We start from the raw sequence: 13,523 nt of genomic DNA on the forward strand, positions 1-13,523 counted from the left end.
GTTCTGTGATGCAACCGTGACTTGGCGGGCCCTGCGCCCGCCGAAAAGAGCGAGGCTGACAGTTGTTACAAAGGCACGATCCCCTGACGATGGCTGACTACGATAAAAACGGGCTGACGGCCGAATTTATCGATATCGACGCCGTTCTTGCGATGATCCGCCGGCAGTGGCGCATCGTGCTCGCCGCCGTCGCAGTCGCCGGGGCAATCGGCCTCGCCTTTGCCGCAACGGCCGTTCCGATCTATTCGGCGACGGCGACGCTGTTGATCGACCGCAACAACAGCCAGATTGTCGAACAGCTTTCGACGATCGGCGGCGTCATAGAGGATGAGGCCTCCATTCTCAGCCAGGTCGAGGTGCTGCAATCGGAAACCATCGGGCTTGCCGTTGTCGATAGTCTCAATCTTACGGAAAATCAGGAATTCAGGGCAACGCGTGCATCGCTTCTAAGCTCGATATTCGGCACCATCCGCTCGCTCGTCAATGTTTCGCAATGGTTCTCGCCAGCGAAGAAAAAAGAGGCGGTGGTTGACGACGGAACCCTGAAGAGATCGCTGTCGGACCAGCTGCTCAACGGCCTCAGCGTCAAGCGCATCGGCCGGACCTACGCGCTGGAACTCACCTATAATTCGACATCGCCGGTTCTCGCCGCGCAGATCGTCAATGCCGTGGCCTCGGCCTATCTGCTGGATAAGCTGAATTCCAAATACGAGGCGACGCGGCGGGCCAGCGACTGGTTGTCCGACCGTATTGCCGAGCTGCGCCAGCGGGCGCTCGAAACCGATCTGGCCGTGCAGAAGTTTCGCGCCGAACATAATCTGATCTCGACCGGCAATAACAGCCTGCTATCCGATCAGCAGCTGGCGGAATCCAATAGCGCTCTGATTTTGGCGCAGTCGGAAACCGCCAGGGCACGGGCGCGGGTGCAACGCATCGAACATATTCTCGCCACCGACGATGTCGATGCGGTCGTTACCGATATTCTCGACAGCTCGGTCGCCAACGACCTGCGCAAAAAATATCTCGAAGCTTCCAAGATCGAGGCGGAAATCACCGGCAGGCTCGGCAGCAACCACGTTCAGGCGGTGCGTCTGCGCAATGAAATGCAGGAATACCGGCGGCTGATGTTCCAGGAAATCAGCCGCATCGCGCAAAGTTACAAAAGCGATCTGGAAGTCTCGGAAGCGAGGGAAAAGTCGCTCGCCGAAAGTGTCGCCAAGGCGACCGACATCAGCAACTCCGCCAGCGAGACACAGGTTCAGCTGCGCGAACTGCAGCGCGAGGCCGAAACCTACAAGAACATGTACCAGACCTTCCTGCAGCGATATCAGGAAGCGATGCAGCAGCAATCCTTCCCCGTGACGGAAGCACGCGTGATTTCCAAGGCGATGCCGCCCAGAATTCCGAGCAAGCCGAACAAGCCCATCATTTTGGCCCTGTTCATGATCATGGGTGCCGCGGCCGGTGGCGGCATCGCCATGTTCCGTGAATTCCGCGACCGGTTTTTCCGCACTGGCGAACAGGTTCGCGATGTTCTCGGGCTGGAATTCCTCGGCAATACCCCACTCATCCAGAACAAGGCCGTAATAGAAGATCAGGAAGGCGGCCATCCGGCCCTGACGCGCCCCACCAGCGTTGCGCGCTACGCGGTCGACCATCCGCTCTCCTCTTTCGCCGAAACCCTGCGCAGCACCAGACTTGCCATCGATCTCGGTATTCCCGCCAAAAGCGGAGCGCGCATTGTCGGTGTCGTCTCAGCCTTGCCGAGCGAAGGGAAATCCACGATCTCCATCAATCTGGCACAGTTGCTTGCCGGGCAGGGTGCGCGGGTCCTGTTGCTGGATGCCGATATTCGCAATCCCGGCGCCACACGCGCCATGGCGCGTCACGCGAGCGAAGGCCTGCTCGAAGTCTTACTGGAAGGCCGCAGCGTGCAGGAGGTGTTGCTTCGTGACGAAAAGACACGACTCGCTTTCCTGCCCACGGTGGTCAAACAGCGTGTCCCTCATTCCTCCGAACTGCTGACCTCGGCGCAAATGCACAAGCTGTTGGCCGAAGCGAGCAACGCTTTCGACTATATCATCGTCGACCTGCCCCCGCTCGGTCCGGTGGTCGATGCCCGCGCCATGGCGGGGCGGATCGACGGTTTTATCTTCGTCACCGAATGGGGCAAAACCGCCCGCAGGGCAGTACGGAACACGGTGGAGAACGAGGTTCATATCCGCAAGAAGTGTCTCGGCGTCGTCCTCAACAAGGTGGACACCGAAAAGCTGAAGCTTTATCGCGCCTATGGTTCGAGCGAATATTATCATTCGCGCTATACACGATATTACCATGACCAGGCGTGATGGCGTGATGCGCCTGCGGAAAATCCTCGCGGTCGTGCCGGTCCTCGTCGTTTCCATCTTTGTCCTGTCCGTCGCGGCGCAGGCCTTTTCGCAAAGCCGGCGTTTTTCCGATATTGTCGCATTGGCGCGGATCGCCGACGACAATAATGGCCTCGCGCCAGATCTCCTTGCGGAAACGGTCCCTGAACTTCAGCCCATCGTTAGCGAAAAAATCTGCCGTTCGGATATCGTCAAAGCCGGACTAAGGCTCGTTCTGGCCGATCTCGATGCGAATGGCGTCGATCCGGCATCCGATTCCGGCGCGGCGCGTCTGGGTTTTGCCGAGACCTTTATTCGCCATTCGCTCTTTTGTTTTCCCGCAAATGGCGATGTCTGGCTGCGTCTTGCCATGGTTCGCTCGCTGCGCAACGCCTCGCCCATGGAAGTCGCCGTGCTGATGAACTTCTCCCAGCTCTATGGGCCTGCCGATGCTAATCTGATCCGTGGGCGTTTCGTGATGTGGCAGCAATTTCCGAAGAACACCTTGCCCGAGGCCGAGCCTGCCCGCGAGGCAGATACAGCCGTCGTCTGCGGCAGGCAGGGAGAAATCCTGCGATGGACTCTGGCGGAAGTCTGCCCAAAGCCACCGCCGGCAGACACAAAACGCCCCGCGCCGCTGTCATGATCTGAAACGATGAAACGGCTGAGCCTCGTCGATATTCGCGGCATAGCCACCACAAACAATTCCGACAAAGCCCAAAGATATGTCACTCACCGAAGCCCGATCAGAACCGCTCTCCTCCTCGCAGCCCCCACTGGTGGCGGTTCGGGACTATGTCCGGCCGGTCGCAATTGCCGCACTCTGGGCAATATTTCTGCTGGCGCTTCTCAATAGGGGCGCAACGGAAATCGAAAGTCGTATCGTTGTCACGGCCGCGATCTATCTCCTGCTGGTGCCAGCGATCCTCCTGTTCGGACCTCCGAAGGCCGATGCGGGCAAGGTATTCGCGGCAGCCTGCCTTTTATTGGGAGCGCTCATCGTTCAGGTGCTGTTGCAGGCCTTCTCCATACCCGGCATCGCGCGCGCCAACCCGGCATGGTCCACCGCCGCCATGTTCATGCAGAATGCGCCAGCCGCCACGATCTCACTGACGCCGGCCGATGACCGGCTCGGCCTCTTGAGCGCCGCCCTGCCCTTCGGCGCCTTCATGACTGGCCTCGTACTTTTCGATAGCGACGAGCGTGCGGCAAAGACGCTGCGATGGTTCGCAATTGCCGGTGGCTGGCTTGCGCTGTTTTCCATCGTGCAATTCGTGCTTTTCCCCGAAGCTCTCGGCTTCATCCAGAAGCGTTTCTATCTCGGCAGCCTCACCGGCCTTTTTGTCAACCGCAATACCGCCGCGACCTTCTTCGGTCTCATCCTTCTCACGCTCGCCGCACTATTACACAAAAGCCTCCTCGCTCCGGATTGGGCCAGGGTAAAGGCGCTCGTGGCAAATCGCCTGACCGTGCCGGCGGAGCAGAAACAGCTCATCCGCCGGGCCGCTTTTCTCGGTGTCCTCGCGGGCTTTTGTTTCATCGCATTGATGTTGACGGGATCCCGTGCGGGGATCGGCTCAAGCCTCGCGGCGCTGATTGTCCTGATCCTGCTGATTGTGTTCAACTCTCCTGCCAGAACCGGCCGCAATGGGGCCTCCAACCGGCGCAGGCAGCGCGGGACGAGACGTCGTGCCGCGCTCCTGATCGCAATCGCCATCGCCCTCTTCGCGCTTTTCGCCAACCGGGTGGCGCTTCGCATGGAAACGCGTTTGGAAGATGACATGCGCTTTTGTTATATGCCGGGCATCGCGCGCGCCATCGCCGACAATTGGCCGCAGGGGTCGGGCCTCGCGAGCTTTACGGAAATCTATGCGCCCTATCATGTGGCGCGATGCGGGGTGGACGCCGTCGTCACCCATGCCCATAACGTCTACGCCGAAGGGCTGCTGACACTCGGTGCGGCCTTCCCGTTTTACCTCGCTTTTTTTGTGCTCATCCAACTGGTGATTTTCATTCGCGGGGCACTGAAACGCAGAAATTATCGTTATGCCTCTCATCTCGGCCTTGCCGCGCTGCTGCTCGTCCTGCTGCATTCGACACTTGATTTTTCGCTGCAGATTCCGGGCTTTGCCATGGCCTATGCCGTTTTCCTCGCCCCGGTCGTCACGCTTTGCCTGAACCCGCCCGGAATGGAGCGGGAAGGCCGCAAACGGCGGAGACAATTTCCAGAAGACGCTGCAATGCCGGCGCCGGGCCATTCAGGCCAGACAGTACAAACGCCGCTTCGTCTGCAATAACGGATTTTACGAATGCAAAACAGGTTTCGTGATCTTAAAGGCGCAGGAATTTGAGCATGCGGATATTGCAGATAACCTCGCTGTTTTCTCCGGATCGGGTGGGCGGTGCGGAAATATTCGTAGAAGACCTTGCGCGTGGACTTGCGGAAAAGGGGCACACGGTCGCAGTGGCCGCCATCTCCCGTGAAGAGCAGGCAGCGGAACAACGCGATGGTTTCACCATTCACCGCCTCGGGCATACCACGCCGTTCTTTATCGGCGACTGGGGGCAACAACCGGAATGGAAGCGAAAATATTATAAGATCGCCGTGCAACTGGATCCGCGCCTCGTTCGTCGGCTTGCGCGTGTCATCGATGATTTCCGGCCGGACGTGGTCAATACCCATTCGCTATCGGAACTGACGCCGCTGATCTGGCCGATGATCCGCAAGCGCGGCGTTCCGCTGGTTCATTCGCTGCATGATTTCACGAGCATGTGCACCAATGGCTCCCTGTTTCATGACGGGCATATCTGCGATGGCAGCGGCAAAAAATGCCGTGCCTTTTCTTATCTCCACCGGCGTTGCCAATGCGCGGTCGATGCTGTCGCCGGCGTTGGTCGCGATATCGTCGAACGCCATGTGCGGGCCGGCTTTTTCACCCATGTTCCCGAAAACCGCCGCACGGTGATCTGGAACACCATCTCACCGCCAGATTCGCCAGAACCGCGTATTGCCCGCGCGCCCGGCGAGCCGCTGGTTTTCGGCTATCTGGGCCGCATCGAAGCAGCGAAAGGGGCTGACTTGCTGATCGAAGCGTTGCGGCTTTTGCCGCCGCAGGGCTGGCGGGCGGTCATGGCAGGCCGCGCGCCGGATGGTATCGAGACCTATCAGCAAAAGGCAGCCGGCCTGCCGGTCGAATTTCCGGGCTATGTGGAGGCCGATCGTTTCTTCGCCGGCATAGATTGCCTCATCGTACCGCCCCTATGGCCGGAGGCCTTCGGCCGCACCGTCGCTGAAGCCATTCTGCGCGGCATACCCGTCATCGGCGCAAATCTTGCGGGTGTTGCCGAACAGATCGGCGCGGACAGGCCGGAACGCCTGTTCGCCCCGGGCAATGCCGCCGAACTGGCCGCGCGCATGGCAGAGGCGATGCGCAATCCCGCCATGCTTGCGGAAACACCTGAAACCCGGGAGCGAATTCGCCAGGGCGTTGAGACTGAAGGGGTCATTGCGGCCTATGAAAAGCTCTATGCGGATGTGTGCGACGATATTGAGCCATAAATATTATCAATTACACGGCATTGTTTTGATATTCACTTTATAGCGACCGTGTTATTATCATGCGCGCTTTCTAAATTTTGTATATTTTCTCCAAACTACATCAAAAATTAATTAAATAAAAAATCAAAATAAAAAATATACATCACGAATACCAATCAAATATTTATTATATATAATTGAGAAAAAGATGATATACAATCTTCAATCCCTACGCGCAGTCGCAGCTATACTTGTATTTTTTTATCACAGCGAGATTTACTGGAAGGGCGTCCTTCCGTCAACTTGGCTCTTCAAGCTTGGGCTAGCAGGAGTTGATGTTTTCTTTGTTTTAAGTGGATTCATCATGGCTGCAACTACATCATCACGTGATGTTGCAGCCACATCATTCCTTAGCCATCGCATTTTCCGTATCGTCCCCCTTTATTGGACTATAACGCTGCTTTTTACATTCTTATTTTTTTCGGGCCTCAAGCCCGTAGGCTTGATGGAGTTAACGTCGGAATATCTTATAAAATCCTTGTTCTTCATTCCGTTTTTACGGGGCGGCGCAGCTGAACCAATCGTAACAGTCGGCTGGACACTTAACTACGAAATCTTCTTCTATCTCCTTTTTTCACTTTGCCTTTTTATTCCCGACATTAGGGCGCGGCACCCGTCTGTAATTATACTAATCTTACTCGCACTTTTACCCCAAAGTTTTGGTTCAGAGAATTTTTACGCGATTTATTATGGTAATCCGATCATACTTGAATTCTGCTTGGGAATTGCCTGCTATCATTGTGTTACATTGATGGAGAAAGCCCTCGACCCGAAGCATATGATCCCTCTTGCCAGTGCCTTCGTCGCAGCATCAGTATTGTTCCTTTTCGCGCCAGCCTTCGGCTTAACCGGAGAAGTAACGACATCTCACTTTGCGGCGTCTGCCTTCATCCGCCCGCTCACATGGGGCGCGGCAGGATTCTTGGCTGTTTTATCCGCTGTACTTCTCGAACGTGCAGGCTACGTATCGCGACGGGGGCTAGTCCAAATTGGCAATGCAAGCTATTCGATTTATCTCATCCATGGACTGATGCTGCATGGCGCATCCAAGGTAGTCAGCGTATTTTCGCCGACCCCAGTAATATTTGCGCTGGCAACAACGACTATTGCACTTTTACTGTCGATCGCCGCAGGCCTCGTCTTGTTTCGATATTTAGAATCGCCCATCAATAAAATGCTGCGTGAGTCCTTTACGCGTTTACGCGTAACGCACCCTTCACCCAGTTAGCGGATATATCCATCCTATTGTGATAACCCCCGGCGCAATACAAAAGATATTTACAGCTGCCGAAGGACTATCCAAAGAGAGAGCCATTTTTACATCGGCAAGAAGCAGCATCTTTCTTAACATTTAACGGCGTTTCCGTGGAAAAGCCACGCATAGCTCTCCGCCGCCTTCCGCCACGAATATAATTTGCGGTTTTCATAACCCGCCTGGCGGAGATTTTCTGCCAGTTCCGGATTGTCTAAAAATCGCTCAAGCGTGTCGACAAGGCTTTGAGCATCCGCCGGATCGAAAGTCAGGGCGCCTTCGCCGGCAATCTCCGGTGTTGCCGAACGATTGGAGCAGACGACCGGGCATCCCAGCTGCTGCGCTTCCAGCACCGGTAGGCAGAATCCCTCATAGGTGGAGGGGACGCAAAGGCAGGCTGCATGACGGTAAAGTTCGGCCAGTTGCCGGTCATCTATGCCGGAAAGCCGGATCAGCCGGGCCTTCAATTCCGGATCGTCCAGCGCACCGGCAATTTCCTCCGCCTCGTCGCGGCCAACATGCACGATGCGCAAATCCGGCCATTTTTTACCGAGTATGGCAAAGGCTTTGCCCAGGAGAGCGAAATTCTTATTGGACGTCGCGTTTCCGACCGCCAGTATGTAGCGTCCGGGAACAGGCGGCACCGTGTCGAAAGCCCCGGGATCGACATTCAGCGTGCTGTCGGAATGAATGGTGATGCTCTTATCGGCAGCGGCTGGATAAAAACGCCCCAGATCCTTCCGCGTCGCTTCGGATACGCAGATGACCCGATCCGAACCGGCCATCATCAGCTTGAAGATGAAATCGGTCGTCAGGCTCGCCCGCCAGCCGATCTGTTCGGGAATGGTTTTGAAATAAAGATCATGAACAAGGGTGAGACGTCGTTTGCCGCCGAGGGGACTTCCGAAAGGATCGGTATTAAACAGCACATCGATACCGTGCCGGCGGCAGAGTGCGGGCAGCATCGCGGCCTGACGCACCACATCGAAAACCATGACGCGCGGCCGTGGAGTCTCGATGAGCTGCAACCGGCTGTCGCGCAGGTTTTCAGGCAGTTGCGCCCGCGTCCAGGGAGAGCGCAGAACATAGTCATCGGTCGTCTGCTCCAGCAGCCGCTCCAGCAGGCTGAAGGTTACGCGGGCCACACCGGAGGCCTTGCCGCCATATTGGCTCGGCATGTTTACGAGAATGCGCATCCTGACCCTTCCGCCTGCCGGCATTGCCTGTTCCTGTCGATCGCCGGGCGAAACTTCACGCCGCCTCCGTCAGCAGCGCGGAAACGGAGCGGCAGGTTTCCTCCAGCGAGAAACGCTGGCTCACATCCTCCCGCCCCTTTTGCGCCAGCCTTTCCGCCAGAGCAGGTTGCGACAGGACACAGCCGATCGCCGCCGCCAGCGCCGATGCATCCCCCGGCGGCACGAGAAGGCCGGTTTCGCCGTCACGGATGATTTCGGTAACACCGCCGCCGCGCGTGGCGACAACCGGACGCCCGCACATCATGGCCTCCACCACCACCCGGCCGAAGGGCTCGGCAACAATCGAGGTATGAGCAACCACATCCATCGCCGACATCAGTTCCGGCACATCCGGGCGGAAACCGAGGAAACGGACGCGACCGTCGAGACCGAGACGGGATGCCTGTTCGCGGATGCGCGCCTCATAGGCCTCCTGCCCGAAGAGCGCACCGCCGACGATGACCGCCTGCACGCCCTCCATCGCCGCAATCGCGTCCAGAAACACATGCTGTCCCTTCCATTCGCTCAGCCGGCCAAAAAGGCCGACAAGCGGTTGCGGACCAAGGCCCAGTTCCGCACGCAGTCGCGCGGCGGCGCCAGGCTCGTAAAGCCTTGCGTTCGCAGGATCGAAGCCATTGTAAACGATGCGAACCTTATCCGCCTCGCCGCCGGCCTCGATGAAAGCCCGACCCGTCTCTTCGGAATTGACAGCCACCAGCCTGGCGAAAAGGCGCGCAAATGCCAGCGAGGCGCGGCGGTTGGTGGCGCTGAAAGCCGGATCGGTGACGATATCGTGTAAAACCCATACGAGCGGCCGACGGCTGAGCTTCGCCGCCAAGGCACAGACAAAAAGCGCCTTTTGCGAATTGGCGCAGATCACATCATAGCGCCTCGCCTCCCGGCTCAATTGCCAGGCAACCGCCATCACGTCGGCCGCTCCGCGCAACAGGGCGCCGAAGGACGCATTGCGGCGGATCGACAGCATTTTTTCTCCGGCGGACAGCATGACCGGAGCACGCCCCGCATCAACGAGATCGTCTGCGGCCGCTCCGCCACTGAGAAAACAGGCGCGCCAGGAGTGTGGGCCAGCCTTGACGAGATCCGTCAGAAAAAGTTCGGCGCCGCCCTTCTCTCCGGTATGGCTGACGAAAAGAGCGGATGTCATGGCGTCTCCCCTGCCGGATGAGAGGGCCGACGATGCATCTTTCTGTGATTGCGGGCATGAACAGCCGGCCCGCGGAAAGAACGAACCTGCCCGAAAGCGACGGGAATATCTTCACCGGAAGCCGCGTGGAAACGCGTGTCGCTAGATAAAAACACCAGCATAAAAACCTTTATTTGCAATAGAATTCAATAATAACAATAATAATTAGAAGAATATTCTATTTTTACATTTCGAGCGAGATCGAAGAAAAATTCATAATGCTCGTTTCCGTGCGCTGTTTTCTGTTTCGCTCCCGGCATTTTTTCCCCGGGCCTCGTGGCGGAACTATTCTGAGGCCAGACCAGGAGGACGAACGATGACACCGCCCGAACACAACATATGCATATATACGGCGCGAACGGAAGAGGTGGTCGCATGATCGGCTTAACGCTCGGCATACGTCCCCGAAACATGGGTGACATCGGTTTTTCCCTGACCGCGTTCTCGCCCCTGCGGGCCCGTCTGGCGGCCGGGCAGAATGCCACGATCTTCGTGAACGGCGACAGCACCGCCCATGCCGAAGCCGGACCATTTCAGCAATTTGCGATGATGCTCGGCGATCTGCACGATACGACTGTTGTGTTATACCGTTGGGCGGAATGGGAGACGAGCGCCGCCACCGGGCCAAAAACCTATGCGCCCCCGGTCACGCTGCGCGCCGGCAAAGGAGCGACGCTGACGCTTTATCTTGCGACGCTGCCCGGCGGCATGGCGGGTTACATGCTTGCGGAACAGCGCGCAGCGGCGCTGAAGATTCCCCGCCCCGATCTCTGCATCATGCATCATGGCCACAATATGCAGACCTTCGAAGCGCCCGGCGGTATTTTAAGCTCCGGACGGTCCACCCTGCTCGGACCGCTGGGAATGACCGAATGGCAATGGCCAAATGCTCCGCAACTCATCACCACGCAGAACCCGTGGCGGGATGGGGCGGGTTACGACAAGGTCTATCAGGCAATCCTCGACCTGGCCCGAGCACATCCAAACCTCACGCTGGTGGATACGCATGCCGCATTTCTGGCGAAGGGCAAGGACGCCGCGCTTTATCGGGACAATGTTCACCCGAACGAGGCGGGCTCCCGGCTGATTGCCCGGACCCTGTTCGATTCCTATCTGGGATCGGCACGCGATAACAGCTTCCAGACACCTTGCTGGCCAAAGCTGCCTGCCGCCAATCTCATCGGCAATGGCGATTTCACCGATTGGACTGGTTCCGTTCCAATGGGCTCGGCTATGACTTCACCAGGTTCTGCCACCAAAACCAACGAAATCATCTTCTCCCAGTCCTTCGCAAGCAGCCTCGCCCTCTACCCAAATGGCAGCCAGATCGCCGGGCTTACTCGCTATTTCCGCAATGCGGAGGCCACAGCGATGATCGGCAAGACCATTTCCTTCGCCGTACTTTACAAAAACAACGAGAGGCAGCGTGTGCCCTACATCGCACTGGTTGCGAAAAGCGGTGGCGCAGTCCGGACAATCGTTTGCTCCGCCCTGCAATTCGGAGGTGCCAACATCGCCAGTAGTGGCGGCTGGATGTGGGCGATAGCCAACGGGATCGCCGTTGACCCCGATATCAACCCGGCGGGGTATACTTTCTTTCTGCGAATCCTTCCGGCATTCGGGACCAGCGCGCCCACCTCGAATGAACCAGTTCACATTCAGCGCATCATTGCCGTCGAAGGGGATTTACCGAGAGGCAATCTGATCTCATGACGAAACGATAAAATATCTTGCGCGGCGACGTCATCGAGCCCACTAATGGTCGCCATATTATATTGATTGCCACGCGGTACCGCTCTCCTGTGGAGAGTCGAAATCCGCTTACAAAAGATAGAGACCGCGGATGAAAAGACCAGCAAACCATGCGGCATCGCACCAGCCCGCTATACCGGGTTTTGTTTTGGCAATACCGCTCTACCCTTCAAGGACAATCAATATTCCCGGCATCTTTCTCGCGACATTCGTTTTTGCCATTGGTTTCTTCATTCAATGCAATGTGGCGACCAGCAATATCGGCCTGCGTTTCCTCAATATTACCGACATGCTGGTGCTGATGACGCTGCCCGTCATCGCGCTGCTTTACATTCGCTGCCTGACGCCATCGATCATCCTGTTTTATCTTCTCCCGCTGACGGTGCTGTTTGTCCTCACGACGCTCTTTGCCGACGCGCGCGGCGATGGCGAATTTTATACAACGGCGATGACCTATTTTTATGCGGTCTATTTTCTGTTCTTTGCCTATATGCTGTTCAAGGAAAACCTACTCGAACTGTTCTGCTGGGGCATATTTGCGGGCTTCATAACGGTGACGATCCTGCTTTTCCTGGACATCGTCATCCATGACCAGCTCGCCTCCCTCGGATTGTCCTTCATGTTCGATGAGGCGGGCGTGCTGGAGCTTGCGGCGAAAGGTGAGATAACCCCGCTGCTTTTGCGCGTCGAAAAGGCGGGCGGCATCTGGCCCGTCGGCAACACGGCTGGACCGGCCTTCGCGCTGGCCGGAGCAGCGGCGGCCTATGTCGCCGAACGCCACAAACGCCCCGCGCTGTTTGCCGTGTTTCTACTTGTATATCTTGCGAGCTTTACCCTTACGCTTAACCGCTCGGGGGTGTTTGCCGTCCTCGCCATCGGGCTTTATTTCTACGTCCGGAATTTTTCGATCAAAATGCTGCTCAGCACTTATTTCGGTTTTGCCTTGAGCGCCCTCGTCATCGCCGCCGTTTTGCCGCTCGGCGCTTTCGATTTTGCGGAACAGGCCTTTTCGAAACGTTTTCTCGAGGACAGCAATAGCAGCAACAACTTGCATGAGCGGTGGGAGACGATCACCGGCGGTTTTCAGGTCATGTTCCAGCATCCCTTGGGCATAGGATTTACCGCACGATACGAAGAGCTTGCGCAGATATCGAGGATCGGCACGCCACATAATGGTTTTATGGCCACCGCCTATGCTTCCGGGTTGGGATTTTGCATCATGAGCGCCTTCGCGCTTTTTTATGCAATTTTCCGGAAACGCAAAATCGGCTTTTTCGCCTATTCGGCAATCGGCGTCATTATCGGCTATCAATTTGAAGAGCTGAATTTCAACCCCGTCTTCATGGCCCATGTGGGACTTGCGCTTGCCTATGCCGCCATTGATCTGGACTTCAGGTTTTTCCTGAAAAACACGATGATGCGGATGCTGGGAACGGCAGACAGTGCCCGTAACAGGGAAGAAGGAAGCCTCATTGGGAACAGGCCGGGTCTAAGTCCGCCTATGTTCTGACCGAACGCTTCAGGCGACGTCGACGATCTCGATCTCCCTCCCGCCCAAACTGACGAGATCGCCGGCCGCTTTTCCCATCAGCACCCTTGCAACCGGGGAAACGTAGGACATCGTTCCCGCAGCGGGATCGGCCTCATCTTCGCCGACAATCCGGAACCGTTGCGTTCGCCCGTCATCGCGGCTGAACGTCACCAGGCTGCCGAAAGCGACGACGCCATCCATTGTCGGATCAGGCATCAATTGCGCGGTGCGGACCCGCTCGGAGAAATATCGAAGATCACGTAGCGGGCTGGCGGAAATGCGTCGCCTTTCATTGATGTCTTCAATGGCATTGGCCGCCTCACAGGCTTCGCGCGCCAGCCGCAACTGCTCTTCCAGCGCCTTCAGCCCGGACTGCGTTACCAGATTGGGATGAGGCGAGATTACCCGATCCGGCAGAACGGTTTCGGCTGCGGTTTCCGCACTGTCTTCCTTGGTAAAGGCTACGCTCAATCCTGACACTCCATTCCCGATATGCCCCGCAACATATCTGCGATCCGCCCCGATTCTGCCATCGCCCGCAGGGGCACCGCAAGACCGCGCTGCCGGTTCAAAAACGAATATGTA

The 13,523-nt window shown here is 57.2% G+C and carries 11 protein-coding genes; 7 read left to right on the forward strand and 4 right to left on the reverse strand.

The window, feature by feature from the left end; translation table 11 throughout:
* Positions 1–89 precede the first annotated feature (89 nt).
* From CFBP4996_RS17320 to CFBP4996_RS17340, 5 genes are all read left to right on the forward strand, one after another.
* Positions 90–2,348, forward strand: coding sequence for a polysaccharide biosynthesis tyrosine autokinase (locus CFBP4996_RS17320; protein WP_080854405.1), 2,259 nt, complete (start codon positions 90–92; stop codon positions 2,346–2,348).
* Positions 2,335–3,012, forward strand: coding sequence for a hypothetical protein (locus tag CFBP4996_RS17325; protein ID WP_162936086.1), 678 nt, complete (start codon positions 2,335–2,337; stop codon positions 3,010–3,012). Before CFBP4996_RS17320 ends, CFBP4996_RS17325 begins: the two co-directional genes overlap by 14 nt.
* A 79-nt stretch (positions 3,013–3,091) precedes the next feature.
* Positions 3,092–4,663 (forward strand): O-antigen ligase family protein, encoded by a 1,572-nt coding sequence (locus CFBP4996_RS17330; protein WP_080854404.1) that lies wholly within the window; start codon positions 3,092–3,094, stop codon positions 4,661–4,663.
* A 56-nt stretch (positions 4,664–4,719) separates the two neighbouring features.
* Positions 4,720–5,925 carry a glycosyltransferase family 4 protein gene (locus CFBP4996_RS17335; RefSeq protein ID WP_080854403.1) on the forward strand — a complete coding sequence of 402 codons (1,206 nt, stop codon included), beginning with the start codon at positions 4,720–4,722 and terminating at the stop codon, positions 5,923–5,925.
* 187 nt (positions 5,926–6,112) lie between these two features.
* Positions 6,113–7,192 (forward strand): acyltransferase family protein, encoded by a 1,080-nt coding sequence (locus tag CFBP4996_RS17340; RefSeq protein ID WP_080854402.1) that lies wholly within the window; start codon positions 6,113–6,115, stop codon positions 7,190–7,192.
* A 116-nt stretch (positions 7,193–7,308) separates the two neighbouring features.
* On the opposite strand, the gene CFBP4996_RS17345 is transcribed toward CFBP4996_RS17340, so the two are convergent.
* From CFBP4996_RS17345 to CFBP4996_RS17355, 3 genes are all read right to left on the reverse strand, one after another.
* Entirely contained in the window at positions 7,309–8,412 is a 1,104-nt protein-coding gene (locus CFBP4996_RS17345; protein ID WP_080854401.1) for a glycosyltransferase family 4 protein, read from the reverse strand.
* A gap of 55 nt (positions 8,413–8,467) precedes the next feature.
* Positions 8,468–9,616 carry a glycosyltransferase family 4 protein gene (locus CFBP4996_RS17350; RefSeq protein ID WP_080854400.1) on the reverse strand — a complete coding sequence of 383 codons (1,149 nt, stop codon included), beginning with the start codon at positions 9,614–9,616 and terminating at the stop codon, positions 8,468–8,470.
* 423 nt (positions 9,617–10,039) lie between these two features.
* Positions 10,040–10,222 carry a hypothetical protein gene (locus tag CFBP4996_RS17355; protein ID WP_245310965.1) on the reverse strand — a complete coding sequence of 61 codons (183 nt, stop codon included), beginning with the start codon at positions 10,220–10,222 and terminating at the stop codon, positions 10,040–10,042.
* Between CFBP4996_RS17355 and CFBP4996_RS17360 the strand changes: the two genes are divergently transcribed.
* Both CFBP4996_RS17360 and CFBP4996_RS17365 read left to right on the forward strand, forming a co-directional pair.
* The gene (locus tag CFBP4996_RS17360) at positions 10,202–11,368 is read left to right on the forward strand and encodes an SGNH/GDSL hydrolase family protein (protein WP_245310964.1); all 1,167 of its coding nucleotides are present in this window, start codon (positions 10,202–10,204) and stop codon (positions 11,366–11,368) included. The two genes, CFBP4996_RS17355 and CFBP4996_RS17360, sit on opposite strands and share 21 nt — an antisense overlap.
* 130 nt (positions 11,369–11,498) lie before the next feature.
* A complete protein-coding gene (locus tag CFBP4996_RS17365) occupies positions 11,499–12,917 on the forward strand; it encodes an O-antigen ligase family protein (RefSeq protein WP_162936084.1) in 1,419 nt (472 codons plus the stop codon).
* A 9-nt stretch (positions 12,918–12,926) separates the two neighbouring features.
* Here CFBP4996_RS17365 and greA read toward each other — a convergent pair whose 3' ends face one another.
* Complete coding sequence (gene greA / locus CFBP4996_RS17370; protein ID WP_080854398.1) at positions 12,927–13,409, reverse strand: transcription elongation factor GreA; 483 nt, start codon at positions 13,407–13,409, stop codon at positions 12,927–12,929.
* Positions 13,410–13,523: the final 114 nt, after the last annotated feature.

The sequence above is a fragment of the Agrobacterium leguminum genome, from assembly GCF_005144435.2.
GTDB lineage: Bacteria > Pseudomonadota > Alphaproteobacteria > Rhizobiales > Rhizobiaceae > Agrobacterium > Agrobacterium leguminum.